We start from the raw sequence: 26,121 nt of genomic DNA, 5'->3' as shown, positions 1-26,121 counted from the left end.
CACCGCCGGGGTGCCCGTGCGACCATCGGGACATGGACACCGACACCCCCCGGCACGGCCCGCGCGGCGGCGTCCGGGGAAGCCGGCACCGGGAGGCGGTGCCCGCCGTGCCCGCGTGGTTCACGAGCTCCCACAGCGCCGCCGAGACCTGCTGCGTGGAGGTGGCGGTCACCGCGTCCGCCGTTCGCGTGCGGGACTCCGCCCACAGGGAGGCGGGGACGCTCGGGCTCGACGCACCGGAGTGGACGGCCCTGGTGCGTGCGGTCAACGGCTCCTGAGACGGAGGCTCAGCGGGTCGTCCCGGGTCCGGGTTCCGCGACCTCAGCGATGCGCCTTTTGACCGTCTCCACCTGGGGGTGCTCCTCGCCCAGCTGCTCCTCCCAGTTCCGGAGGACGTCGGTGAAGATCCTGAGCGCCTCGGCGCACTCCCCCCGCTCCTGTGCCGCGCGGCCCACGTAGAAGGCCGCGTCCGCGGTGAGGTGGTGCCCGGCCCCCAGCACGCGTTCGCGCACGCGGTGCACACGGCGGAACCCGGTCTCCGCCGCGGCGGGGTCCCCGAGGCGCATGGTCACGTAGGCGAGGTTCTGGGCGGCGAACAGGTGGAGGGGGTCCTCCTCCCCGGCTGTCCGGAGGCACGCCTCCCTCACCTCCGACAGGATCTCCCCGGCCTCGTCCCAGCGCTCGCGGCGGATCGCGATCAGACCGAGCTGATAGGCGGTGTCCAGGGTGTCGGGGTGCTCGGGGCCCAGGGTCCCGGCCCGGTCCGCGTGCAGCTCCCGGAAGGACCGCTCGGCCTCGTCCACGCGGCCCTGGTGCAGCCGGGCCTCGGCGAGCAGGTGGCGCCCGGAGAGCGCGGTGGGGTGGGCCCGGCCGAACTGTTCCTCCGCGGCGGCCACGACGGGGGCGAGGGCGGCCTCCGCGTCCTCGGGGCGGCCGAGGCGCAGGAGTGTTCCTCCGGCCGAGACGACGGTCTGCAACGTTGCCGGAGGCAGTGCGGTGAGCGAGACCGACAGGTCTCCGACGCGTGCTGTGGCCGCGTCCTCGTCGGCGGGGTGCATGCGGACGCGGAGGGAGACGATCGCCACGAGGGCCTGGAGCTCGAACCGGAGGTCCCTGTGCCGTTGGTGGTCGAGCAGCCGTTCGGCGAGTTCGACCAGGGGCAGGTCGGCGTCGGTGAGACCGGCCCGGACGGTCTCCGCCACCAGCGGGTGCAGGCGCAGGAAGGCCTCCGCCTCCCGCCGCTCCACGGTGACCAGGCCGTGGACGACGAGGGCGTTGACCGCGCGGGCGAACGAGGCCTCGCCCAGCGGCCCGAGGGCGCCTACGGCGAGCTCGGACAGCGGCAGCCTGCGCAGGGGGACGGGCACCGTGCCGGAGCCCAGGACGGCCAGGATCCGCAGCAGCGGCGCGGCCTTCGGCTCCCTCTCCGCGACCAGCCGCAGGGACAGCTCCCACACGCCCGACAGCAGCCCGCGGTCCGCGTCGGCCACGGGGACGAAGGGCGCGGCCAGCTCGTCCAGCGCGCCGACGTCCTCGCGCAGCCCGTCCAGGAGCGCGTGCGCGTCGGGGAACAGCACGCCGTGCGTGGCGAGGATGCGCCCGGCCAGGGACAGGGCCAGCGGCACCCCTCCCAGCCGCACAGCCAGCTCCTCCGCCCCGGCGAGCTCCGCGAGGCCCGCGTGGTCGGCCAGCGCGGCGGCCGCCGCAGGGGCGTCCAGCTCACCCACCCGGTGCACCCGCGCGGGGGACCACAGCAGGGGGTCGTCCACCCGGCTGGTCACCAGGACGAACCCTCCCGGGCTCGACCGCATCCACCCCAGCTGGTCCCCGGGGCGGTTCTCCGGGTCCAGTTCCGCGGGCCGGTCGGCGTTGTCGATGACCAGCAGCCAGGGCCGGGGCGCCGCGTCCAGGTGCCGCCACGCCCATCGGACGGCCCGGTGCCGGGTGGCCCTGACCTGTTCCGCCTCCCGCCGCGGGCCGCCCGCCTCCACGGCGGCCTCGACCATGCCCGCCGCCACGTCCCCCGGCCGCACCCAGAACACCGTCCACCCGTCGGCCCGCGCCCGTTCGGCCAGCGCCGCCGCCACCGTGGTCTTGCCGAACCCGCCGGGACCGGTCAGCACGTGGGGGACCGGCGCCCCGGCCCGCATGGCCGAGCCCAGGGCCGCCAGCAGCTCCTCGCGCCCGCGCACGGCGGTCGCCGGGCGCGGGGCGTCCAGCGACACGTCGACCAGGGGCGGGGGCGGGGGAGGCGCCTGCGACGCGTGGATCGTGACGCCGCCGTGGATGTCGCGGGCCTGCACCAGCTGGCCGTGGACGTCGCCCCGGAGGGCGTTGGCGGACCTGTCGTCGCACGAGCCGTCGGCGGCTCCGGGGGAGAGGGGCATACGGCCATGGTGCCCGTCCGGAGGCCGTCCCGTGAAGGGGGACGGAGGGCCCGGGCGGGCACCACGGGCGCGTGGGAGGCCCCTACAGCCGCCCCTGCGCCTTCAGGTTGATGTACGCGTCCGCGAGCGCGGGAGCGATGTGCTCGGGGTCGGCGTCGACCACCTCCACGCCCAACCGGCGCAGCTCGGCGGTCACCCGCCGCCGCTCGCTCAGCGTCCGCTCGGCCGCCGCGGCCCGGTACAGGGCGTCGGCGCCGCCGCGCTCCCCCGCCATCCCGTCGACCGCGGGGTCCCGCACGGCCGCGACCAGCAGCAGGTGGCGCGACGTCAGCAGGGGCAGCCTCGGCAGCAGCCCCTCCTCCAGCGCCGCCGCGTTCAGGTCGGTGAGCAGTACCACGAGCCGCCTGGACCGCCCCTGGGTGCCCAGGACGGTTCCGACGAGCCCGGCCGGATCGGACTCCACCAGCTCCGCCTCCAGCGGGGCCATGGCCTCCACGATCCGGTTCACCTGGCTGCCCTTGCCGGACGACCGCACCTGGGCGCGCGTGCGCCGGTCGTAGGCCATGAAGTCCACCCGGTCGCCCGCCCGGCCCGCCAGCGCGGCCAGCAGCAGGGCGGCGTCCATGGCGTGGTCCAGCCGCGGGGTGTCGCCCACCCGGCCCGCCGAGGTGCGCCCCGTGTCCAGCACGATGAGGATGCGCCGGTCCCGTTCGGGGCGCCACGTCCGCACCACCACGCCGTCGTTGCGGGCGGTGGCCCGCCAGTCGATCGACCGCACGTCGTCGCCGGGCACGTAGTCGCGCAACGAGTCGAACTCGCTGCCCTGCCCACGCACCATCGCCGTGTGCTGGCCCTCCAGCTCGCGCAGCCGCGAGAGCTTGCCCGGCAGGTGGCGGCGGCTGTGGAACGGCGGCAGGGTCCGCACGGTCCACGGCGCGGTCAGCGTCCGCTGCCTGCCCGCCAGTCCCAGCGGGCCGATGGTGCGCACGGTCACCCCGGCGGCCCGGGCGTCACCGCGCCGGCTCGGGGTCAGGGTCGTCGTCACCCGGCGCCTCTCGCCCGCGCCCACCCGGACCGGCTGCCTGCGCGGCGCCGCGTGCGAGCTCGGCGGCCACGCGTCCCGCACCGAGCCGCGCAGCCTGCGCCGGGTCGGGTTGGCGAGGGTCACGTGCACCACCGCGGAGTCGCCCAGGCGCAGCGAGGAGTCCCCGTCCCGGGAGAGCCGCAGCGCCGCAGGGCTCGCGGCGAGGCACACGTCGGCGACGAGCAGCAGCGCCAGCAGCACCAGGGCCGCGACGGCGGCCCAGGCGCCGACCAGGCCGGACAGCGCCACCGCGACCGTCGCGAGGAACGCCAGCAGGACCGCCCTGCCGGTGACCACCATCAGCGCGGTACCGGGACGGAGGCGAGCACACCGTCCAGGATTCCGTCGGTGGTCGCGCCCTCCAGCTCGGCCTCCGGGCGCAGGGCGATCCGGTGCCGCAGGGTTCCCTTGGCGAGGGCCTTCACGTCGTCGGGGATCACGTAGTCGCGGCCCGACAGCCACGCCCACGCGCGGCTGGTGCGCAGCAGCGCCGTGGCGCCGCGGGGGGACGCGCCCAGCTGCAGGGACGGCGAGTGCCGCGTGGCCCTGCACAGGTCGACGATGTAGCCGAGCACCTCGGGCGCGATCCGCACCCGCTGCACGGCCTCGCGGGCCGCCCGCAGTTCGGCGGCGCCCGCCACCGGGACCACCCCGGCGGCGGCCAGGTCGCCCGGGTCGAAACCGGCCGCGTGCCGGCCCAGCATCTCCACCTCGGCGGCCCGCTCGGGCAGCGGGACGGTGACCTTGAGCAGGAACCGGTCCAGCTGCGCCTCGGGCAGCGGGTAGGTGCCCTCGTACTCCACCGGGTTCTGGGTGGCCGCCACCATGAACGGGTCCGGCAGCGCGACCGGGCTGCCCTCCACCGTCACCTGCCGCTCCTCCATGGCCTCCAGCAGCGAGGCCTGGGTCTTGGGCGGGGTCCGGTTGATCTCGTCGGCCAGCAGCAGGTTGGTGAAGACCGGCCCCTTGAGGAACTCGAACTTCGCGGTGTGCTGGTCGTAGACGAGCGAGCCCGTCACGTCGCCCGGCATCAGGTCGGGCGTGAACTGCACCCGCTTGTGGTCCAGGGACAGGGCCGCGGAGAGGGTGCGCACCAGCAGCGTCTTGGCGACGCCGGGCACACCCTCCATCAGGACGTGGCCGCGGCACAGTAGTGCCACGACCAGGCCGGTCACCGTCTCGTCCTGGCCCACGACCGCCTTGGCCACCTCGCGGCGCAGGGCGACCAGCGCCGCGCGTGCCTCGTCGGCGGATGGCGGTGCCTCGGGTGTGAAGGCGCTCACGTGCCGTCTACCTCTCTCGATACCTGGTCGTTCACTGTGTCGTGGCGGGGGGAGGGCGCCCGGCGGGGCGCCGCGGGGGTCACCTCAGCCTCCGGGTGCGCTCGTCGAGTTCGTCGGCGAGCCGGACGAGCGCGTCGTCGTCGGCCGCGTAGGGGTCGTGGCCGTCCGGGTAGAGGAGGGCGCGCAGGTGGCCGGGGTCGTCCCCGGTCCTGGCGGCGACGGTCTCCACGACCGCCTCCGGCGCCGTCTCCGCGCTGAGGCCGAGCTTGGGCACCGTGCGCTCCAGGAAGCCCGAACGCAGGGCGTACGCGGCCCTGTCCCGCGCCTTGCGCGCCTGGTACAGCCCGGCGCGCCCCTCCGTGGTCTCCGAGGCGCGCACGACGACGGGGAGGGCCTCGGGGACCAGGGCGCCCATCCGGCGGCCCCGCCACAGGGCGAGGAGCAGCAGGGTGGCGACCAGGGGGACCAGGGACCAGCGCAGGCCCGGCGGGACGAGCTCCCACAGGGTGGCGCTGCCCTCCTGCCGAGGCGGGTCGGGACGGAGCCACACCACGTCGTCCGCTGCCATGAGGTTCATCGCGAGCGCGGCGTTGCCCCCGGTGTCGAGGGCGGTGTTGGTCAGGGGGGTCCCCGTGCCGAGGACGGTGGTGGCCGTTCCGCCGTCCTCCAGGCGGAGGAGGGCGTCGCCGCTCCCGCCCGGGTAGCACCCGGTGGCGTCGGCCCCCGCCGGAGCCGTGTAGAGCTCGCCGCCGACGGTGGCGTTCCCCGCGGCCTCCGCGGCGGGGAGGCCGCACTCGGGGGCGAAGCCGTACTCCAGGATGTTGTCGGGCACCTCCCGCCCGGTCACCTCGACCCCGGGCGCGAACGCCGAGAGGGAGGCCACGGAGGGCTGCACCAGGACGGTGTCCGTGTCGAGGGCGGCCAGCTCCTCCAGTTCGGAGGGCAGCAGCCGGTGGTCGAGGGTCACCACGAGCACGGCGTCGCCGCCGGCCCGCGCGACGGCCCCGCCCGCGGCGGCCGAGGAGCGGACGACGTCGACGTCGCGGTCCTCGCCCAGGACCTCGACCAGGGCGCGTGTGCCGTCGGGGGACACGGAGCCGGGTTCCAGGTAGCCGGTGGGGAACCGCTCGGTACCCAGGGAGAGCAGCACCGAGACGACGACGAGGGCGGTGACCACGGCGACGGGCGTGCGCGCGGAACGCCACACGCGGAGTGCGCGGGGGACGTCCGGGCCGCCGTCCCCGGGGGCGCCGGTCCGGGGCGGCGCGGCGGGGGCTGTGGCCGTCATCCTCGCGCCTCCTCGGCGGGGCGGGCGGCCCTGAGCCGCGTGTCCAGTTCGCGCATGGTCCGCGCCGAGTCGGCGGTCGCGGAGCGGTCGCCGTACGCCACGTCGTTGAAGATCCGGGCGCCCTCGCGCAGTCCGTCCGCCTCGCCGGGCAGCAGCACGGAGGCCTCGGCGGCCAGTTCCGTGGCCGTGCGCCCGGCGCGCGGCGCGACGATCACCCGGTCCTCGAGGTCGACGCTGATGGCGCGCAGGCGCTCGGCGACGGCCGCGGCGTACTCGCCCGCGGCCTCGTGGCGGTCGGCGGCGGCCCGGTGGTCGGTCGCGGACAGGACCGCGCCCTCGTGCACGGGCGGCCCGGCGGCGCGGCTCCGCGAGGGCCGCAGCCAGACGATCAGCCAGACCGCCAGGGCGGCGACGACCAGCAGGAGCGGGGCGAGGACCACCCAGCCCCCGAAGACCCCGGAGCCCGCCTCGGCGAGCCCGTCGATGAGGCCGGAGAGCCAGTCGAGGAAGCGGTCGAGGAGGCCCGGCTCCTGCTCCCCGTACAGGGGGTCGCTCAGCTCCTCGACGGCGCGCCTGCGGCCCTCGTCCCGGCTGACCTCGCCGGCGGCCGAGAGGTGGAGGCTCACGTCCGCGGCTCCGGCAGGTAGATCTCCGGCCCGGCCTCGTAGCCGGCCCGGGCCGCCTCGTGCAGCTTCAGGTCGAGGCCCTCACGGCGCATGCGCAGGTCGACGTAGAGCAGGGTGGTGACGCCGGCCGAGAAGGGCTGGGTGACCGCGTAGACCAGCACCGTGCCCACGTAGGTGAGGGCGGCGGAGGCGACGACGGTCCAGGTCGCGGTCGCGTCGATGAAGGTGAACACCCCGGCGGCGATGCCGAACGGCATGTTGAGGATCGAGCCGACGAGGAGGACGATCACCAGCGTCAGCAGCCAGTAGCCGCACGTGCGCCACCACTGCCCCTGGGACAGGCGCCAGGAGCGGGCCATGGCCTGTCCCGGGCCGAGGCGTTCGAGCACGATCATCGGCATGGCGTAGTAGAGCCGGACCCAGATCCACGTGCTCGGCGCCACGACGACGGCGGTGGCCAGCAGGAACACCAGGAGGCCGACGACGATGCCGGCGGCCGGCCCCCCCTCGACGCCCACGACGATGCCGAGCACGAACGAGAGGGTCGCCGCCACCACGAAGGCGGTCCACATGACGAACTGGATGGCCAGCTTGACGAGCGCGAGGCCGATGATGGCCCCGATCCGTCCGCGGGCTGCCTCCCACGCCTGGCGGGGCGTGAGGCGGTGCCCGAGCACGGCCATGCCGATGGCGGCGGCGAGCAGGCCTAGGAGGACGAATCCGCCGAGGTAGACGATGAGCTCGCCCGCGAACATCAGGACGAAGGTCAGCGGGGAGCCGGGGAACAGCGGGGCGTTCGGGTCGACGGCGGCCGGATCGACGAGGACCTCGTCCATCCAGGCCGTGTAGTCGTCCAGGTACCAGGCCGAGGCCAGCGAGGTCAGCACGGCGGCGATGGCCATGACGACCAGGGAGAGGCCGACGGTGGTCCTCGGGTTGCTCCGGATGAGGCTGAACGCGCCGTTGAAGATGTCGCCGAGGGCCAGGGGGCGGAGCGGGACGACACCGGGCTTGGGTGCGCGGGGGATCCCGGGGGGGAGGGGCGAGCCGTATCCGGGCTGGGGAGCGTACCCCTGCGGCCCGTAGCCGGGCGGCTGACCGTACCCCGGCTGTCCGTGGCCCTGGGGACCGTAGCCGGGCTGGGGCCCGTGGCCCTGCTGTCCGTAGCCGGGCTGGGGCGCGTAGCCCTGAGGCCCGTATCCGGACGGGGGGCCGTAGCCCTGCTGTCCGTAGCCGGGCTGGGGGCCGTAGCCCTGCTGCCCGTACGACTGCGGTCCGGAGCCGGGCGCCCCGTACGGGTCCTGCGGCGGCACGTCCCCGTGGGCGGGCCCGCCCGAACCCGGCGCGGCGAAGCCCGGCCGCTCCTGCGGGCCGGACGGGACCGCCGGTCCGCCCGCGGGGGGCTCGGGCGCGGACGGCGCGCTCCCGGGGGCGGCCCAGCCGCCCGGCTCCGAAGGTGCACCCCCGGAGGAACCGCCATCGCCAGGGGCGCCGGGACTGCTTCCCGACGTGTCCCGGTGGTCGTCCTCCTGGGTCATGTGCTCCGCCCTCCGTGGTGTTCGGTTACGCTGCGCGAGCGGATCCGCGCGATTTCTACCGTGTTGGAATCCAACCTACCGGCCGGTTCCACCAGTGCCCGGCGGCCCTGGCGCGCGTCCAGCAACAACCGACGCACTTCATTCCTTTTGTATGCTTTCTGTTACCAACAGGCCAAGTCGCGAAGGTTTTCGGACCGGCGCAGCCAGGGCCGACACCGCCGGTGGTCGAAATCGGTCCGCACGGAGCGAAATGCATCGACCACTCTCCCAACCCCGTCCGAAGGTGGCAAGGTTGGGGGGACAAAGCAGTTCCTTGCGTCGAGGAGCAGGGGCGCACCGACCGTTTACGCCGCTTGAGTGTTCCAGAGAGAGGAGTAGGCGCCGCGAAATCCGCCCGCGAGGCGGTGCTGACGCCCGGCGCCGGACACACACATGAAGGGACGTGTACTGGTTGTCGACGATGACCTCGCCCTCGCCGAGATGCTGGGCATCGTGCTGCGGGGTGAGGGATTCGAGCCCTCGTTCGTGCATGACGGGGACAAGGCCCTGGAGGCCTTCCGCGAAACCAAGCCCGACCTGGTCCTCCTCGACCTGATGCTGCCCGGGGCCGACGGGATCGACGTGTGCCGCCAGATCCGCGCGGAGTCGGGCGTGCCCATCGTCATGCTCACCGCCAAGAGCGACACCATCGACGTCGTCCTGGGCCTGGAGTCGGGGGCCGACGACTACATCGTCAAGCCGTTCAAGCCCAAGGAGCTGGTGGCCAGGGTCCGCGTGCGGCTGCGCCGCACCGAGGAGCCCGCTCCCGAGGTCCTCCAGATCGGTGACATCACCATCGACGTCGCCGGGCACGCCGTGCGCCGCGACGGCGAGCAGATCAGCCTCACCCCCCTGGAGTTCGACCTCCTGGTCGCCCTGGCACGCAAGCCGCGCCAGGTCTTCACCCGCGAGGTCCTGCTGGAGCAGGTGTGGGGCTACCGCCACGCGGCGGACACCCGTCTGGTCAACGTCCACGTCCAGCGCCTGCGCGCCAAGATCGAGAAGGACCCCGAGCACCCCGAGGTCGTCGTGACCGTCCGCGGTGTCGGCTACAAGGCCGGAACCGCCTGATACCGCAGGGCCGCACATGACCGCAGGTACACCCGAGGAGGAGCGGGGGGCCGACTCCGAGGGGCAACGGTCCGTCCCGCCCTCCGGGCTGCCCGCGCCCGGAGGGCGGTGGCGTGACGGCGAGACCGGCCTGACCCGCACCTACCTGTTCGCCCAGAGGGCCGCCCGCGCCCTGGTGCGCGGCGTGCACACCAACTGGCGCCGCTCGCTCCACCTGCGGGTCATCTCCACCACGCTGGTGCTGTCCCTGCTGGTCATGGTGGGGCTCGGGTACGCGATGATCTCCCAGGTGCGCGGCGGGCTGCTCGACGCCAAGATCACCACCGCGGTCACCGACCACCGGGCCGGGCTCAACTACGCCCTCGCCGAGCTCCAGGAGAACGACGGGGGCGACCGCGACCGGCTCCTGTACAACCTCGCCAGCGAGCTCACCAGCCGCAGCGGCGACACCGGTCTCTACAGCGTGGTCATCCTGCCCTCGGTGAGCGACGAGCTCGGGTGGGCGACCGGCGAGGGCAGCGTCCCGCCGCGCCTGATCGAGCAGGTCCGCCAGTCCGAGGCGAACGACCAGCAGTACCACACGTACACGCGGGTCACCACCGAGCAGGGCGAGGAGGAGCCCGCGCTGGTCGTCGGCGCCCAGCTCACGCACGCCTACGAGCTGTACTACCTGTTCCCGCTCCAGCACGAGCAGGAGATCCTCGACCTCGTCCAGAACACGGTCGCGCTGGTCGCGGTCCTGCTGGTCATACTCCTCGGGCTGATCGCGTTCGTCATCACCCGGCAGGTGGTGAGCCCGGTCCGCTCCGCAGCCCAGTCCGCGGAGCGGCTGGCCGCCGGCGACCTCACCGAGCGCATGACCGTGCAGGGCGAGGACGACCTGGCCAGGCTGGCCGTCTCCTTCAACGACATGGCGGGCAACCTGGAGGAGAAGATCAAGGAGCTGGAGGAGCTGTCCAAGCTCCAGCGCCAGTTCGTCTCCGACGTCTCCCACGAGCTGCGCACCCCGCTGACCACCATCAAGATGGCCGGTGACCTGCTCTTCGACGACCGGGACGAGCTCGACCCCACCATGCGCCGCTCCGTCGAGCTGCTGCAGAGCCAGGTCGAGCGCTTCGAGGAGCTCCTCGCCGACCTGCTGGAGATCAGCCGCCACGACGCGGGCGCCGCCACGCTCGGCATCGAGTCGGCGGACGTCCGCGACGCCGTCATGAGGGCCGTGGGCGACGCCGAGCAGATCGCCGAGCGCCGGGGCATCAAGGTGGTGCTGCGCCTTCCCGCCGAGCCCTGCCTGGCGGAGTTCGACACACGGCGGATCAACCGCATCCTGCGCAACCTCGTCGTCAACGCCATCGAGCACAGCGAGGGCCGGGACGTGGTGGTCACCGCCGCCGGGGACCGCGACGCGGTCGCCGTGGCGGTGCGCGACTACGGGGTGGGGCTCAAGGAGGGGGAGGAGCACCTGTGCTTCGACCGCTTCTGGCGCGCCGACCCCGCCCGCGTGCGCACCACCGGGGGCACGGGCCTCGGCCTGTCCATCGCCAAGGAGGACGCCGTCCTGCACGGCGGCTGGCTCCAGGCCTGGGGCCTGCCCGGACAGGGGTCCCAGTTCCGGCTGTCCCTGCCCCGCCGCTCCGGCAGCGAGCTGCGCGGCTCCCCCCTGCCCCTGGTACCGCCCGAGATCGCGCTCGGCCGCACCTTCCCGGCGTTCGGGGACAAGGACGGCGCGGCCGGGCCCAAGCCCGCGGCCAACGGCCACGCCCGCCCCGAGCGGATCCCGGGCCGGGGCGACCGGGAGGGCACGCGGTCCGGCGCCGCCGACGACACGGCCGTACGTTCCGAACGCGACCCGCGCGAGGGTGGGGAGGACGGGTCATGACAGGACCGGGCCTGATCGGCCGTGCCGTGCGCGCCTCGCTGGCGGCCGCGGCGGTGTGCGCGGCCATGGCGGCCTGCGCCTCCGTTCCGACGACGGGCCCCGTCGTCCCGGGCGCCGGGGGGGACTCCGCGGGCGACCCCTACGGCGGCTACGTGCGGCTGCTGCCCGCCGGCCCGCAGCCCGGGGTCGATCCGGAGGGCCTCGTCAGCGGCTTCCTCAAGGACATGGGCAGCTTCGAGGAGGAGCACAAGGCGGCGCGCAGCTACATGCTGCCCGAGACGGGGGAGACCTGGTCGCCCGACGGCACGGTCAAGGTCTTCGCCGACCTCGACACCGTCGACCTCGACGCCGAGATCAGCGCCGACGGGCTCACCGCGACCGTGCGGATGCGCAGCTCCCTCGTCGCCACGATCGACGAGAGCGGCAAGTACGTCTCCAGCGACAGCGGGCGCCTGCTCGACGAGCCGTTCCTGCTCGCGCGCGAGAACGGCGACCCCGACGGCGACTGGCGCATCCGGAGCCTGCCGGACGAGCTCATCCTCAGCCAGCTCGACGTGGAGCGCACGCACCGGCCCTTCAACCTGTACTTCTTCAACCCCGCGCGGAGCGCGCTGGTCCCGGACCCGGTCTACCTGCCGGTGAGCAACGAGCAGCTGCCGGAACGCCTGCTCCGCAAGCTCATCGGCGGCCCCAGCGAGTGGCTGGACCCCGCGGTGGAGTCCGCCTTCCCCCGGGGGGCCACGCCCTCCCTGGAGGTCGACGCCGAACACGCGGTCATCGACGTGGGCGCCTCCGGGGAGGTCGACGAGTTCGCCATGGGGGCGCAGATCGCCTGGACGCTCCGCCAGCTGCCGGAGATCCAGGAGTTCACGCTGAAGGTGAACGGCTCGGAGGTGGACTTCCCGGGCTCCGACGGCGAGAGCGCCGACCGGCCGCGCCCCGGCAGTGACCACTGGTCCCGGGTGAACCCCGGCGCGATCACTGGTGGGGTCCGCGCCTACTACACGCACGAGGGACAGCTCTGGTCCGCGGAGGACTGGGACGAGGGCGTCTTCGAGGAGGTCGAGCGGGTGCCGGGCCCCCTGGGGGCCGGCGACAGCCTCCTGGAGCGGTTCGCGGTGTCCGTCGACGAGAGCACCGTCGCGGGGATCACCCAGGGCGGGGGCGAAGTCGTGACGAGCTTCACCAGCCCGGGAGCGCAGATCGAGGAGGTCCTCTCGGACGGGGTCTTCACGGAGCTGTCCTGGGACGTCAACGGCAACCTGTGGGTGGTCGAGGAGACCGAGGACGCCGGGTCGGCGGAGCGCGACCCGGACGCGGAGGAGACGGCCGAGGAGGAGGCCGACACCGAGGACCCGGTCGAGGAGGGGCCGCCCCCCGCCCCGGGGACGACCGCGCTGTGGCTCCTGCGCGGCGGCGAGGAGGTGGTGCGCGTGGACGTGTCCGGGCTGCGCGACACCTCCGTGGTGCACTTCCAGATCTCCCGCGACGGCACCCGGGCCGCGCTGGTCACGGAGGAGGACGGAGAGCGGTCGCTGCAGGTGGGCCGGGTCGTGGAGGACGCCGACGGGCAGGTCGTGCTGGGGTCGTTCGTCACCCTCGCCAGGGAGCTGCAGGACCTCACCGACGTCGCGTGGCGCAGCTCCGACCAGCTGGTGGTCCTGGGCGGCCGTGACGGCGGCACCGCGCAGGCGTTCCTGGTCTCGCTGGACGGCGGGACCCCGCCCGCCAGCGCCGGGACCCCGGTCGCGAGCATGATGACCATCTCCGGAGCTCCCGGGCAGCCCCTGGTCGCCGGTTCCGACGACGGCAACATCTGGATCTCCAACGATCCCCTGAACTGGCAGAACGTGGTGGAGGGCGGAGCGCCCACCTTCCCGGGGTGACCCGGGGCCGGGCCCGCACGGAGCCCTGCCGGGCCGGGGCCCGCCGGTAGCCCCGGGCCCCTCCGGGTCCGCACGGGACCCTGCCTGGCCGGGACCCGCCGAGCGTCCGGGGTCCTCTGAGCGTCCCGGGGGCCTCCGGGCCCGCACGGAGCCCTGCCGGGCCGGGGCCGGGGCCCGCGCCCGCCTCGTGGCCGGAGGCCCGCGCCCCGCTCGGGCGGTGCGGCCCGGGACCCTCCGGCCCGGGCTCCTCGGGCCCCGCGCGCCGCCCCGGCGCGGGCGTCCCCCGGGGCCTGTCCACAGGTCCGGGGAGGGGCTGGCGCCGGCCCCGGCCGGGCCGGATCCTGGAGGGGTGAACCACACGACACCCCTGGCCGGCGCGGTGCGCGACGCGTTCTCGGCACTGCTCGACCTGGTCCTTCCCCAACTCTGCGCCGGGTGCGCGGGCCCCTCGGGGCCCCTGTGCGCGGGCTGCCTCACCCTGCTGCAGCGCCGGCCCCACCGCTGCGCGCCGAGGCCGGGGTGTCCGCCCGTGTGGGCGGCGGGCCCCTACGCCGGACACCACCGCCGGGTGCTGCTCGCCTACAAGGAGGGCCGGGCCGACTCCCTGGCCCAGGTCCTGGGCGGACGCCTGGCGTCCGCCTACGAGGCGTCGGGGCTGGCGGGCCCGGACACGCTCCTCGTGCCCGTGCCGGGCCGCGGACTGCCGCGCGACCCGCACGCCCCCGTCACCCGGCTGGCGCTCGCCTGCCTGGCCCGCGCGGGCGGTCCGGCGGCGGGGACCGTCCTGCCGCTCCTGCGCCACCGGGGCAGGCCCAGGCGCCAGGCCGGCCTGGGACGGGCCGAGAGGCTCGCCAACCGCGAGGGGACCCTGGTCGCCGTTCCCCCCTCCCGGGACCGGGCCGGGGGAGCGGCGGTCGTCGTGGACGACGTCCTCACCACGGGCGCGACGGCGGCCGAGGCGACCCGTGCGCTGAGGGCCGCGGGGATCCGGGTGACGGGGGCGGTGGTCCTCGCCGAACGCCTCGCCGCGCACGGCGAGGGAATTCGGGCCGAGGGGGCAAGAAGGTTTTACGAACCCTCGTGAACAGGTGAAAAGTCCACGTATGCAAGGCTTTGCGGTAGTTGTCAGCGGGTTGGGAGACCGGCCGCTACCTGACATCCTCGCCAGGACAGGTTACGGTCACCGTATGGCACCCGTCCGGGTCCGTGGTTGCGCCGGAGATCAGGAGCCCTGGGAAACCCCAGGGCGCCCCTTCGGCAAGCCGATGCCAGGCGCAGGCGAAACGGCCCACGTAAGGCGACTTTTCGTCGACCGATCACGGTGCGCCTTAGAGGTAAGCCCTGCCCCGCGGAGGGTCCAGATGTCCCTCATGACAGGGAGAAGAGCAGTAGTCGCGTCTAAGAGCGGCGACACTCTCAGCAGGCGGATGTGGGGACGAAGACCAGGTCGGCCGGACGGGTGGCATGCCATACTCCGGGAGTTCGCCTTCACCGGCGGGCTCCCGGGGGCACCGCCCCACCTCTCCGGGGGTAGCGCCCCCCGAGGTGTCCCCGTACCGCTCGGCGCCCGGCGCATGCCCCCGAGGCACGGCCGACCGGGGCGTCAGCGGCCGAGTCACGGGCGTCTTGTCGCGAACACGGCAGAAGTCCTCCTCCCTGCCCTGAGAGGCCCGACCAATCGGGTCCCTGTGGCGGGTGAGGACCGTGCCCCTGGTGGGTATACGCACTTCCAAGCGAGACGTGATCCGTTCAGGATCAGGTCACGAGCGGAAGGGGGTTGACGCGCGCGACACCCCTCCGCCCCCCGACGGCGGAAGGGATGCAGAGCCAGCCTGGCCGTCGCCTTCACGGCGGTCACGCGATGAAGGGGGTCCTATGGACATCATCGTCAAGGGTCGACGCACCGGTGTGAGTGACAAGTTCCGACAGCACGTCGAGAACAAGCTCGACAGGCTCTCCAAGTGGGAGCGCAAGGGGATGACCGTCGATGTGGAGGTGTCCCAGGAGCGCAACCCCAAGCTCGCCGACGTCTGCGAGAGGGTTGAGCTGACCATCCACTCCAACGGCCCGGTCATCCGGAGCGAGGCAGCGACCTCAGACCGGTACGGAGCCCTCGACCTCGCGATCGACAAGATCGAGGCCCGTCTTCGCAAGTCCGCGGACCGCCGCAAGGTCCACCGCGGAAACCACACTCCCGTCTCCGTCGCGGCCGCCACCGCCGGCCTTCCCGGGGACCTGCCCTCAGCCACAGCGACCGCGACGCAGGCGCCCCCGGCCCAGCGGAGCGGGGAGGAGGAGATCGACGGCGCCGCGGTGGACGGCAAGTTCACCGACGAGTTCGTCGAGCTCGACACCCAGGGCGAGGCTCCCATCGTCGTCCGCGAGAAGTTCCACCGGGCCAAGCCCATGAGCATCGACCAGGCCCTGATGGAGATGGAACTCGTCGGCCACGACTTCTACCTCTTCCACGACGAGGTCAAGGACGCGCCGAGCGTCGTCTACCGCCGCAAGGGCTTCGACTACGGCGTTCTCCGCCTGGTCGACTAGGGGCGGCCCGCGGTCGGGCACACGCCCCCTCCGGGCCGGTCCGGGAGCCGACGGCGCCCCGGCGGGCACAGCACGGTGCGCGCCTCCCCCCGCGGACCTCCGCACGGGGCGCGGGCCCGGTTCCGTCCGGGAGGGCGGGCTCCGGGTGCCGTCCCGGGCGAATCTGCACCACCGACCCGGCACCACCGACAACACAGCGCCGCGGCGGGTCCGTCCGGACCCGCCGCGGTCGTGCGCGCGCCGCTCAGGACCCCGCCCGGTCTTCCTTCCGGATGCGGTGCAGCGGTGTGTCGTGCGGCTCCTCGGACTCCACGCGCGGCGAGTCCAGCACCACGTCGCTCAGGAGGTCGTAGCGCATGGCCACGACCGCCGCCACGACGAGCAGCACACCTCCGACCGCCAGGAGCACCGCGGACATCCCCAGGGCGATGCCGACCCCGCCCACGGCGAACCCGGCGCAGGCGAGTACCACCGCCACCCAGGAGACCGCGCGCCCCCGGTGGTTGCTGGTGGGCGCCAGGCTGCCGCCCTGGCGCTGGAACCCGCGTATGCGGCCGTTCCGCCGCTGCTCGTCGTCGCTGGGGCGGTGCCGTTCCCAGGCCAGGCCCGGGTCGTCGGCGTCGTCGGGGTCCGGTGTCGGGTGGCGCCTCCTGGTGATCAGGTCGTCGAGCACCTCCACCGGACTGCGCGTCGGTGACGCCGGGCGGGCCTCCCCCGCGCCGGTCGCCTCCCCGGCGGTCTCCCGCTTGCTTCCCCTCATGGTCGCTCCCTCGATCGCGTTCGCGTTCGGCGGGCCGTGGTTCGGATCCACGGCGTGACCTTCTACGAATGGCGTACCCGGGGACCGGGTCGAGGCTTCATGAATCGTAGGAAAAGGGTAAGAAAAGCCGATCAACGATCGGTCCCGCCTTTGACCGGCGGCGGTGCGGGCCGGTTCGCGGTCGCCTTGACGGAAAACCCGTGGAACGCGTTTGCGGGCGCCCCCGGAGCCCGGCGCCGGGCTCCGTCCCGGGCCTTCCCGCCGTACCGGGGGTGACGTGCGGGAACATTCGGGGGCGTTTCATCCGTTCCCCTGGGGGAAAGGCGTGCGAGCGCCCCCTCCCGCGGAGGGCGGGCGTATAGTTCGGGTCCTCTAGGATGTAGGCCCGAGGGCCCAGGAACCCCCGCCGCCCTCCGCGGCCACGGGAAAGCGGTCAGGCGGGCCTAGATCTGATCTCCACGTGTGTGGAGCAAACCGCGATCTGCGAGGAGCGCATAGGAAGTGCCAGGGATACTCAACAAGCTCCTGCGCGCGGGTGAGGGAAAGATCCTGCGCCGGCTGAACAAGCTCAAGGACCAGGTCAACTCCCTCGAGGACGACTACGTCGAGCTCACCGACGAGGAACTGCGCGACCTCACCCAGGAGTACAAGGACCGCTACGAGGACGGCGAGTCTCTGGACGACCTGCTCCCAGAGGCTTTCGCGACCGTCCGCGAGGCCGCCAAGCGCACCCTGGGGCAGCGTCCCTTCGACGTCCAGATCATGGGCGGCGCCGCGCTCCACCTGGGCAACATCGCCGAGATGAAGACCGGTGAGGGCAAGACCCTGACCGGAAGCCTCGCGGTCTACCTCAACGCCCTCGCGGGCAGGGGCGTCCACGTCATCACGACCAACGACTACCTGGCCCGCCGAGACGCCCAGAACCTCGGCCGCATCTTCCACTTCCTCGGGCTCGAGGTCGGCGTCATCAGCCCCCAGATGACCGCGGCCGCCCGGCGCGAGGCCTACAAGGCCGACATCACCTACGGGACGAACAACGAGTTCGGTTTCGACTACCTGCGCGACAACATGGCGCTGTCGCTCAAGGACACGGTCCAGCGCGAGCACTACTTCGCCCTGGTCGACGAGGTCGACTCCATCCTCATCGACGAGGCCCGCACCCCGCTGATCATCAGCGGTCCCTCGGAGCAGAACTCCCGCTGGTACGCGGAGTTCGCCAAGATCGCCCCGCGCCTCAAGCGCGAGGTCGACTACGAGGTCGACGAGAAGAAGCGCACCGTCGGCATCACCGAGGCCGGTGTGGCCAAGGTCGAGGACTACCTGGGCATCGACAACCTCTACGAGGCGGTCAACACCCCGCTCATCAGCTTCCTCAACAACTCCCTCAAGGCGAAGGAGCTGTACAAGAGGGACAAGGAGTACATCGTCAAGGACGGTGAGGTCCTCATCGTCGACGAGTTCACCGGCCGCGTCCTCGCCGGGCGCCGCTACAACGAGGGCATGCACCAGGCCATCGAGGCCAAGGAGCGCGTCAAGATCAAGGACGAGAACCAGACTCTCGCCAAGGTCACCCTCCAGAACTACTTCCGCCTCTACGAGAAGCTCGCCGGCATGACCGGTACCGCCCAGACCGAGGCGGCGGAGTTCACCCAGACCTACAACGTCGGCGTGGTGCCCATCCCCACCAACAAGCCGATGGTGCGCCAGGACGTCAAGGACGTCGTCTACAAGCACGAGGACGCCAAGTTCCAGGCGGTCGCCGAGGACATCGCCGAGCGCCACGAGGCCGGGCAGCCCGTGCTGGTCGGCACCACCAGCGTCGAGAAGTCCGAGCTGCTGTCGCGGATGCTCAAGCGCGAGGGCGTCCCGCACGAGGTCCTCAACGCCAAGAACCACGCCCGTGAGGCGGCGATCATCGCCCGGGCGGGCAAGCTCGGCGGCGTCACCGTCGCCACCAACATGGCCGGCCGCGGTACCGACATCATGCTGGGCGGCAACCCCGACTTCCTCGCGGACGAGGAGCTCCAGGGGCGCGGCCTGAGCCCGCTGGAGACCCCGGAGGAGTACGAGGCCGCCTGGCCGGCGGCCCTGGAGAAGGCCCAGGCCGACTACGAGGAGGAGCACGAGAAGGTCGTCGAGGCCGGCGGCCTGTACGTGCTCGGAACCGAGCGGCACGAGTCGCGGCGCATCGACAACCAGCTGCGCGGCCGCTCCGGCCGCCAGGGCGACCCGGGCATCTCCCGGTTCTACCTCTCCCTCCAGGACGACCTGCTGCGACTGTTCAACAGCAGCCGTCTGGAGGTGTTCATGAACCAGCTGAACATCCCCGACGACCAGCCCATCGAGTCCGGCATGGTCAGCAAGGCCATCGCCTCGGCGCAGGGCCAGGTCGAGACGCAGAACTTCGAGATCCGCAAGAACGTCCTCAAGTACGACGAGGTCCTCAACCGGCAGCGCAAGGTCATCTACGCCGAGCGCCGCAAGGTCCTGGAGGGCCAGGACCTGCGCGAGCAGATCATCGGCATGCTGGAGGAGGTCCTGCGGGGCTACGTGGTCGAGGAGACCTCCCAGGGCGACCCCGACGAGTGGGACCTGGACAAGCTCTGGCGCGCGTTCAAGCAGGTCTACCCGATCAGCTTCACCGTCGACGAGTTCGTGGAGGAGAACGGCGACCTCCAGACGCTGACCGGCGAGATGATCGCCGAACGCGTGGTCGAGGACGCCAGGGCCGCCTACGAGACCCGCGAGGCCGACCTCGGCGAGGAAGCCATGCGCGAGGTCGAGCGCAGGGTCCTGCTGCAGGTCATGGACCGCAAGTGGCGTGAGCACCTCTACGAGATGGACTACCTCCAGGAGGGCATCGGCCTCCGCGCGATGGCTCAGCGCAACCCGCTGATCGAGTTCCAGCGCGAGGGCTTCGACATGTTCCAGCAGATGCTGGAGGCCATCAAGGAAGAGGCCGTCGGCTACCTGTTCAACGTCGAGGTGCAGGTGCGCAAGAAGGAGGAGCCCGCCCTCACCGCCACGGCCGCGGCCAGGACCGCGGCGGGCGTGGGCGGCGCCACGGGCGCCACGGCCCTCGCGACCGCGGTCGAGGAGGACGAGGAGGCCGCCGACGCGGCGTCCCCGGACGAGGAGGCGGAGCCGGCCGAGGACGTGGTCGTCCCCGGGTTCGGCGAGGGCCAGCCGGACAGGCTCCAGTACTCCGCTCCCAGCGAGGACGGCACCGTCGAGCGCCACAGCGAGACGGTCGACGAGTTCGCCGGCACGGCGCGCAACGCGCCCTGCCCGTGCGGCTCGGGCAAGAAGTACAAGAAGTGCCACGGCGACCCGGCGGCCGCCAGGTAGGCCCCGGCCGCCGACACGCGTGCGGGCGCGCCCCCTCGGGGGCGCGCCCGCACGCGTTCGTGCTCCGCGAAACGGGTCAGCCCCGTCCGCCGCTCCCGGGGGAGGGGCCGTCCGCGCCGGAGCCGGAGGCCTCCCCGGCCGCACCCGGCACGGTGGGCGCCGCCGCGTTCTCCTCCGGGTCCGCCTCACGCCCCGGCGTGGGCAGGCGCAGGCGCGTGATCAGCACGTAGAAGATCGCGAAGTACGCCACGAAGTACAGCAGTCCCAGGAGCAGGATCAGCCCCAGGCCCTCCGTGTTGTCCTTGGACGCGTTCAGCAGCATGTCGATGAGTCCCGCTGAGAACCCGAACCCCAGTTGGGCGTCCAGCGCGTTCAGGATCGCCATCGAGAGCCCGGTGAGGACGATGTGCACCACGAACAGGGCGGGCGCGACGAAGATGAAGGCGAACTCGACGGGTTCGGTGATCCCCGTCGCGAAGGCGGTCAGCGCGGCCGGGATCATGATCGACCCGATCTGGGCGCGGCGCTCCCGGTGCGCGGCCAGCCACATGGCGAGCGCGGCCCCGGGCAGGCCGAACATGAGGACCGGGAAGAAGCCGGACAGCAGGCCCCCGGCGTCGGGGTCACCGGCGAAGTACCGGGTGATCTCCCCCTGGACGATCCCGTCGGGGCCCTCGTACGTGCCCGACACGAACCAGATGAACGAGTTCACCACGTGGTGCAGGCCCAGCGGCAGCAGGATGCGGTTGACGACGCCGTAGATGCCCGCGCCCAGGGCGCCCGCTCCGACGATGCTCTCGCCGAGGCTCTGGATCCATCCGCCCACGACCGGCCAGAGCAGCCCCAGCGCCACGCCCAGGAACAGGCCGGCCAGCGCCGTCACGATGGGGACGAAGCGGCGTCCGCCGAAGAAGCCGAGCCAGGTGGGCAGCTGGATCCGGTGGTAGCGCTGCCACAGCACGGCGGCGATCAGGCCGACGGCGATACCGCCCAGCACGTCGGTGGGGTTCTTGACCGCGTGGTTGATCATCTCGCCCACACCGGCCACCGCGTCGGGGTCGGTGAGCGGTTGCCGCGTCACCGGGTCGACCGGGAGCGGGTACGTGACCAGTCGCGACCCCAGGTCGCCCGTGGGGCCGTCGAAGGTGACCATCGTCCACGTGGCCACCCGGTCGAACACCAGGTAGCCGACGACCGCGGCCAGGGCGGTGGAGCCGTCCGCGCGCTTGGCGAAGCCGATCGCGACGCCCACGGCGAAGAGGAGGGGCAGGGCCTGGAACACCGCGTCGCCCGCGGTGCCGATGGCCCCGGCGACGGGGACCATCCATCCCATGCCCCGGAGCCCGGCCAGGCCGTCCGCGCCGAGCAGGTCCGGCTGGCCCAGCCGGAGCAGGATGGCGGCGGCGGGCAGCACCGCGATGGGCATCATCAGGCTGCGGCCGAGCCGTTGGAAGACGGCGAGGGCCGAGGAACCGGTCTTGCGGGTCCGTGCACCGCCCGCGGGGGCGGGTGGTGCCGGGGTCTGGTCCGAACTCATGGTGGGGGGTCCTCCCTCGGACGCGCGCCCCGCGGGCGCGGGGCGGTCAGTCGCCGTGCCGGCGCGGGTCCAGGCGGGAGTGCAGCTGGTAGCGGTCGGCACGGTAGGTGGACAGTGCCAGTTCCACGCACTGTCCCTTGGCGAAGCTGCGGCGCTGCATCACCAGCACCGGGCTTCCGGCTGGCAGACCGAGGAGCCGGGAGTCGGCCGAGTCGCAGATCCCGGCCTCGATGGTCTGTTCCCCGGAATCCAACAGGATGTCGAACTCGTTTTCCAGCACTTCGTAGAGGGAGCGCTCGGCGAGGTCGAAGTCCTCCAGCCCCGGAACCATGGCGGCGGGGATGTTGGAGCGCTCCACGGCCATGGGCTCGTCGTCGGCGGTGCGCATGCGCTCGATGTGGTGGACCAGGGTGCCCGGTGCGATGTCGAGCATGCGCGCGGTGTGCCCGCTGGCCGGGATGACCTGGCGGATCAGCTCGCGCGCGCCCGGCTCGAAGCCGCGTGCGCGCATGTCCTCGCTGAAGGAGGCCAGGACCAGGGACATCTCGATCTTGGGCCGGGCGATGAAGGTCCCCTTGCCGGGGACCCGGTAGAGCCGCCCCTCGGCCACCAGCAGGTCGATGGTCTGGCGGACGGTCATCCGCGACAGCGAGTACGTCGCGCTGAGCTCCCGTTCGGAGGGGATCATGTCGTCCACGCCCAGACCCGCCGCGGTGATCCAGTCCAGGAGGAGGTCGCGGAGTTGGCTGTACTTGGGCAGCGGGTTGTTGGGGTCGATCGACATGGCGAGCGGCCTTCTCGGTAGGCGGGTGGGGTCGGCGTCAGAACCTTAGCGCGGGAGGCCCGCCCGAACATCGGTCGAAGCCGGACATGACTGGTATAGTCCGGACTAGACCATAGCTCCATCCGCGTGTCAATCCACCCAACGGCAAGCGGTGTGAACCGGTATCGCGGCAGGCCGCGGCCCACCCGGTGCGGAGCGTCCAGCGCGGCCCCCGGCGCAAGACCCGGACCGCCCGTCACATCAGGGGAAGGTTCCGCATGACCACCACCACGACGAGCGTGATGCGCTCCGAGATCGCCGAGCAGCCCGAGGCGCTGCGCCGGACCTTCGCGGAGCTGCTGCCGCTGCGCTCCGAGGTCGAGGCGCTGGGCCGCACCACCAAGCACGTGCTGTTCATCGCGCGCGGCTCCTCCGACAACGCCGCCGTCTACGGCAGCTACCTCCTCCAGGCGCACGCGGGCCGCCTCGCGACCCTCGGCTCGCCCTCCATCGCCACCGCCTACGGCGCCAGGATCGACCTGTCCGACGTCCTGGCCGTCGCGATCTCCCAGTCCGGGAAGACCGAGGAGATCGTCGAGACCATGCGCTGGGCCGCCGACTGCGGCGCACGCACCGTCGGCGTCACCAACGGCGCCGACTCCCCCCTGGCCGCCGAGGCGGACGTCGCCCTGGTCACCCGCGCGGGGAGCGAGGTGGCGGTGCCCGCCACCAAGACCTACAACACCCAGCTGGCCGCTCTCGCGGTCCTCGCCCTGGGCCTGGGCGCCGACCTGGACCCCGCGGACCTGTCGCGCGTGCCCGACGCCATCGAGGAGACCCTGGCGGCCCCCGCCGACGCCCTGGAGGAGATCGTCGAGCGGATGGTCGCCGTGCAGGGAGCGGTCATCTCCGGGCGGGGCATGGCCTTCTCCACGGCGCTGGAGTCCGCGCTGAAGCTCAAGGAGGCCTGCTACCTCCACGCGATGGGCCTCTCCTACGCCGACCTCCTGCACGGCCCCATCGCGGTCGTGGACCCGCGGACCCCCGCACTGCTGATCGCCGCCCCCACCGGGCCGACCCTGGAGGGCACGGTCGCCCTCGCCGAGCGGGCCCGCTCCGCCGGGGCGCCCGTGTTCGGCTTCGGGGGCGGGACCTCCCTCGCCGCCGCCAGCGACGTGTCCGTGCCCGTCCCGGACGTCCCCGAGTGGGTGTCGCCGATGAACCTCATCGTGCCCGCCCAGCTGCTCACCGAGCGCCTGGCCCGGCGCCTGGGCTACAACCCGGACGTCCCGCGGGGCCTCAACAAGGTCACCCAGACCGGCTGACCCTCCCGGTGCGGGGGCGGCGCCGCGGTCCGGGCGCCGCCCCAACACCCCGGTCCGCTCCCGGGCACTGGTGTGTGGCCTGCGCCACCCCTAAGCTCGCCTCAGGTCCCGGGGACATCCCCGTTCCCACGGCACAGCACGGAGGACACATGGCGGACAAGGCAGCGGCGATCGTCGCCGGGTTGGGCGGCGCGGGCAACATCGAGGACATCGAGGCCTGCATCACCCGCCTGCGCACCGAGGTGGCCGACCCCTCCCTCGTGAACGAGATCGCCCTGCGGGCGTCCGGCGCCCACGGGGTCCTCGTCTCGGGCAACGTCGTCCAGGTGGTGGTCGGCCCCGAAGCCGACGCCCTCACCGACGACATCCGCGACATCCTGGATTAACTCTCCCCGTGAGGGAAGGGAAACCCCATGTCAGACGTGATCGGCGCGCTCCGCGTGCTCTCCCCCGTGCCCGGAACCGCGCTACCCCTCTCCACCGTGCCCGACCCGGTGTTCTCCCAGGCCATGGTCGGTCCGGGGGTCGCCATCCACCCCGAACCCGGGCAGGAGGGCGGACAGGAGGGGCGGCAGGAGGCCGTCGCCCCCATCGCCGGAACCCTGGTGAAACTGCACCCCCACGCCTTCGTCGTGCTCTCCCACGACCAGGGCAGGGGCGTGCTCGTCCACCTGGGCATCGACACGGTCCAGCTCGCGGGGGAGGGGTTCACGCTCCTCGCCGCCGAGGGGGACGCGGTCGAGGCGGGCACACCGGTCGTCCGCTGGTCGCCGGGGAGCGTCGCGGCCCAGGGCAAGCCGTCGGTGGTGCCGGTGGTCGCCCTGGACGCGCGGCCCGGCGACCTCGGCGACGTCGCGAGCGGCGGGGTCGCCCTGGGAGACCTCCTCTTCACGTGGGGATGAACACCCGGCGCGCGGGCGGAACGGCCCGCGCGCCGAACTTCCCCGGCCGCCCGCGGTGGAGCCTCGGCCCCGCCCCGGCCGGGAGGGGGTAGTCTCCGGCGGCGAACCCCATGATCCGCCGGAGATGAAGCCCGCCATGAAACTGCCCGTTCCGCACGCCCTGGCCCCGGCCTGCGTGGGACTAGCCCTGATCGCCACCGCATGTTCCACAGAGGAGGTGGGTTCCTCGCCGGAGGACAACGAACCCCAGCCGTCGCCCAGCGCCGAGCCCTTCGAGCCGGTGCTCGCGCCGCGGCTCCTCGCGGACATGGACCTGGACGACAAGATCGGCCAGCTCCTCGTCCTGACGGCGCAGGGCACCTCGGCCGCCGAGAACGCCCTCATGATCGAGACCTACCGCCCCGGCGGGGTCATCTACTTCGACGCGAACCTCACCGACACCCAGCAGATCGCGACCATGTCCGCCGGGGTGCAGGAGCTCGCCGCCGAACAGGGGCAGGGCATCCCCCTGTTCGTCGGCATCGACCAGGAGCAGGGCCTCGTCGTCAGGCTGCCCGTCGGCACCCGGTTCCCCGACGCCATGGCGGTCGGCGCCACCGGGGACCCCGAGCTGGCGGCCCTGCGCGCGTCCACCACCGCCGCCGAGCTGTCGGCCCTGGGCGTCAACCTCAACTACGCGCCCGACGCGGACGTCAACACCGACCCGAACAACCCGGTCATCGGCATCCGCTCGTTCGGATCCGACCCGGACCTGGTCGCGGAGATGGCCGTCACCGAGGCGAACGCCTACTCCGAGAACGGCGTGGCCTCGGCCGTCAAGCACTTCCCCGGCCACGGGGACACCGACGTCGACAGCCACAGCGGCCTGCCCGTCATCGACCTGCCGCGCGAGCAGTGGGAGGCCGAGCACCTGCCCCCGTTCAGGGCCGCCGTCGAGGCCGACGTCGACATGATCATGACCGCGCACGTCCTCATGCCCCGGCTGGACGGCGGGGAGGACCCCGAGCCGGCCACCCTCTCCCCGGCGCTCATCGACGGCATCCTCCGCGACGAGCTCGGCTACGACGGCGTGGTCACCACCGACGCCCTCAACATGGAGGGCGTGCGCCAGAGGCACGACGACGGCGAGATCGCCGTCCGCGTCCTGGAGGCGGGCGTGGACCAGCTGCTCATGCCGCCGGACCCGGCCGCCGCCGTCGCCGCGATCAGGACCGCCGTCGAGGAGGGCCGCCTGACCGAGGAGCGCATCGACGAGTCCGTGCTGCGGGTGCTCGCGCTCAAGGAGAAGCGGGGCGTGCTGGAGGCCGGCCCCGTCGACCCGGCCGCCGCGGGCGAGGTCGTGGACGACCCCTCCCACGTGGAGGCCGCCCAACGGGTGGCCGACGCCTCGGCGACCCTGGTGCGCAACGAGGGCGACCTGCTGCCCCTCTCAGAGGGGACCGCCGTGAGCGTGCAGGGCGTCGGCTCGGACGTCCTCTCCGAAGGGCTCACCGAGGCCGGGATGAACGTCGTGGCCGACGGCGCCGACGTGGTGGTCGTGGGCACCAACGGCGCACGCGGCTCCCAGGAGCAGCGCGGGATGGTCGAGTCCGCCCGCGGCCGGGGCCTCCCCGTCGTCGTGGTCTCCCAGGGCGGCCCCTACGACCTGGAGGCCTTCCCCGAGGTGGAGGGCTTCCTGGCCGTCTACTCCGCCGTGGACGTGTCGGCGAACGCCGCCGCACGCGTGATCGGGGGCCGGGTGAAGCCGACCGGCAAGCTGCCCGTGGACATCCCCGGGGCCGGGGTCGACGCCGGAACCGGCCTCACCCTCTGATCCCGCCCCGGACCTGGTGGCCCGGGGAGCACCGCAGTGGTTGAA

General features: G+C 73.2%; 20 protein-coding genes. 11 read left to right on the top strand and 9 right to left on the bottom strand.

Annotated elements, in window-relative coordinates; genetic code table 11:
* Positions 1 to 32: 32 nt before the first annotated feature.
* Complete coding sequence (locus tag ABZ234_RS12315; RefSeq protein WP_355012040.1) at positions 33 to 278, top strand: DUF397 domain-containing protein; 246 nt, start codon at positions 33 to 35, stop codon at positions 276 to 278.
* A 9-nt stretch (positions 279 to 287) separates the two neighbouring features.
* On the opposite strand, the gene ABZ234_RS12310 is transcribed toward ABZ234_RS12315, so the two are convergent.
* From ABZ234_RS12310 to ABZ234_RS12285, 6 genes are all read right to left on the bottom strand, one after another.
* Complete coding sequence (locus ABZ234_RS12310; RefSeq protein ID WP_355012039.1) at positions 288 to 2,387, bottom strand: tetratricopeptide repeat protein; 2,100 nt, start codon at positions 2,385 to 2,387, stop codon at positions 288 to 290.
* Positions 2,388 to 2,469: 82 nt separating this feature from the next.
* The gene (locus ABZ234_RS12305; RefSeq protein WP_355012038.1) at positions 2,470 to 3,771 is read right to left on the bottom strand and encodes a DUF58 domain-containing protein; all 1,302 of its coding nucleotides are present in this window, start codon (positions 3,769 to 3,771) and stop codon (positions 2,470 to 2,472) included.
* Positions 3,771 to 4,754, bottom strand: a complete 984-nt coding sequence (locus ABZ234_RS12300; protein ID WP_267948310.1) for a MoxR family ATPase — start codon at positions 4,752 to 4,754, stop codon at positions 3,771 to 3,773. Before ABZ234_RS12300 ends, ABZ234_RS12305 begins: the two co-directional genes overlap by 1 nt.
* 79 nt (positions 4,755 to 4,833) lie before the next feature.
* Positions 4,834 to 6,042, bottom strand: coding sequence for a DUF4350 domain-containing protein (locus ABZ234_RS12295; RefSeq protein WP_355012037.1), 1,209 nt, complete (start codon positions 6,040 to 6,042; stop codon positions 4,834 to 4,836).
* Complete coding sequence (locus tag ABZ234_RS12290; protein WP_267948312.1) at positions 6,039 to 6,668, bottom strand: DUF4129 domain-containing protein; 630 nt, start codon at positions 6,666 to 6,668, stop codon at positions 6,039 to 6,041. Before ABZ234_RS12290 ends, ABZ234_RS12295 begins: the two co-directional genes overlap by 4 nt.
* The gene (locus tag ABZ234_RS12285; RefSeq protein WP_355012036.1) at positions 6,665 to 8,206 is read right to left on the bottom strand and encodes a glycerophosphoryl diester phosphodiesterase membrane domain-containing protein; all 1,542 of its coding nucleotides are present in this window, start codon (positions 8,204 to 8,206) and stop codon (positions 6,665 to 6,667) included. The genes ABZ234_RS12290 and ABZ234_RS12285 overlap by 4 nt, the downstream gene beginning before the upstream one ends.
* A 432-nt stretch (positions 8,207 to 8,638) precedes the next feature.
* On the opposite strand from ABZ234_RS12285, the gene mtrA reads away from it, so the two are divergent.
* The 5 genes from mtrA to raiA all read left to right on the top strand — a co-directional run bounded on the left by mtrA (position 8,639) and on the right by raiA (position 15,628).
* Positions 8,639 to 9,316 carry an MtrAB system response regulator MtrA gene (gene mtrA / locus ABZ234_RS12280; RefSeq protein WP_017570965.1) on the top strand — a complete coding sequence of 226 codons (678 nt, stop codon included), beginning with the start codon at positions 8,639 to 8,641 and terminating at the stop codon, positions 9,314 to 9,316.
* A gap of 16 nt (positions 9,317 to 9,332) precedes the next feature.
* Positions 9,333 to 11,195 carry an MtrAB system histidine kinase MtrB gene (gene mtrB / locus ABZ234_RS12275; protein ID WP_267948314.1) on the top strand — a complete coding sequence of 621 codons (1,863 nt, stop codon included), beginning with the start codon at positions 9,333 to 9,335 and terminating at the stop codon, positions 11,193 to 11,195.
* A complete protein-coding gene (locus ABZ234_RS12270; RefSeq protein WP_344182176.1) occupies positions 11,192 to 13,081 on the top strand; it encodes an LpqB family beta-propeller domain-containing protein in 1,890 nt (629 codons plus the stop codon). Before mtrB ends, ABZ234_RS12270 begins: the two co-directional genes overlap by 4 nt.
* A 349-nt stretch (positions 13,082 to 13,430) precedes the next feature.
* Positions 13,431 to 14,165, top strand: coding sequence for a phosphoribosyltransferase family protein (locus ABZ234_RS12265; protein WP_355012035.1), 735 nt, complete (start codon positions 13,431 to 13,433; stop codon positions 14,163 to 14,165).
* Between the two features lie 791 nt (positions 14,166 to 14,956).
* Positions 14,957 to 15,628, top strand: coding sequence for a ribosome-associated translation inhibitor RaiA (gene raiA / locus ABZ234_RS12260; protein ID WP_344182180.1), 672 nt, complete (start codon positions 14,957 to 14,959; stop codon positions 15,626 to 15,628).
* A gap of 244 nt (positions 15,629 to 15,872) precedes the next feature.
* On the opposite strand, the gene ABZ234_RS12255 is transcribed toward raiA, so the two are convergent.
* Positions 15,873 to 16,388, bottom strand: coding sequence for a hypothetical protein (locus tag ABZ234_RS12255; RefSeq protein ID WP_344182183.1), 516 nt, complete (start codon positions 16,386 to 16,388; stop codon positions 15,873 to 15,875).
* Between the two features lie 501 nt (positions 16,389 to 16,889).
* Between ABZ234_RS12255 and secA the strand changes: the two genes are divergently transcribed.
* Entirely contained in the window at positions 16,890 to 19,736 is a 2,847-nt protein-coding gene (gene secA, locus ABZ234_RS12250; protein WP_355012034.1) for a preprotein translocase subunit SecA, read from the top strand.
* Positions 19,737 to 19,812: 76 nt separating this feature from the next.
* Here the strand turns inward: secA and ABZ234_RS12245 are convergent, their stop codons facing one another.
* Together ABZ234_RS12245 and ABZ234_RS12240 are read right to left on the bottom strand one after the other, a co-directional pair.
* Positions 19,813 to 21,273 carry a PTS transporter subunit EIIC gene (locus ABZ234_RS12245; RefSeq protein WP_267948320.1) on the bottom strand — a complete coding sequence of 487 codons (1,461 nt, stop codon included), beginning with the start codon at positions 21,271 to 21,273 and terminating at the stop codon, positions 19,813 to 19,815.
* Between the two features lie 46 nt (positions 21,274 to 21,319).
* Positions 21,320 to 22,057 (bottom strand): GntR family transcriptional regulator, encoded by a 738-nt coding sequence (locus ABZ234_RS12240; protein ID WP_267948321.1) that lies wholly within the window; start codon positions 22,055 to 22,057, stop codon positions 21,320 to 21,322.
* Between the two features lie 281 nt (positions 22,058 to 22,338).
* On the opposite strand from ABZ234_RS12240, the gene ABZ234_RS12235 reads away from it, so the two are divergent.
* From ABZ234_RS12235 to ABZ234_RS12220, 4 genes are all read left to right on the top strand, one after another.
* Positions 22,339 to 23,361, top strand: coding sequence for an SIS domain-containing protein (locus tag ABZ234_RS12235; protein WP_355012073.1), 1,023 nt, complete (start codon positions 22,339 to 22,341; stop codon positions 23,359 to 23,361).
* A 116-nt stretch (positions 23,362 to 23,477) separates the two neighbouring features.
* Positions 23,478 to 23,747 (top strand): glucose PTS transporter subunit EIIB, encoded by a 270-nt coding sequence (locus ABZ234_RS12230; RefSeq protein WP_267950263.1) that lies wholly within the window; start codon positions 23,478 to 23,480, stop codon positions 23,745 to 23,747.
* A gap of 27 nt (positions 23,748 to 23,774) precedes the next feature.
* Complete coding sequence (locus ABZ234_RS12225; protein ID WP_355012033.1) at positions 23,775 to 24,263, top strand: PTS glucose transporter subunit IIA; 489 nt, start codon at positions 23,775 to 23,777, stop codon at positions 24,261 to 24,263.
* Positions 24,264 to 24,399: 136 nt separating this feature from the next.
* Positions 24,400 to 26,076, top strand: coding sequence for a glycoside hydrolase family 3 N-terminal domain-containing protein (locus ABZ234_RS12220; RefSeq protein ID WP_355012032.1), 1,677 nt, complete (start codon positions 24,400 to 24,402; stop codon positions 26,074 to 26,076).
* Positions 26,077 to 26,121: the final 45 nt, after the last annotated feature.

It is taken from the genome of Nocardiopsis sp. NPDC006198 (assembly GCF_040613895.1).
GTDB lineage: Bacteria > Actinomycetota > Actinomycetes > Streptosporangiales > Streptosporangiaceae > Nocardiopsis > Nocardiopsis tropica.
Note: the sequence above shows the minus strand (reverse complement) of the source record. Positions and strands in the feature narration are given on the sequence as shown.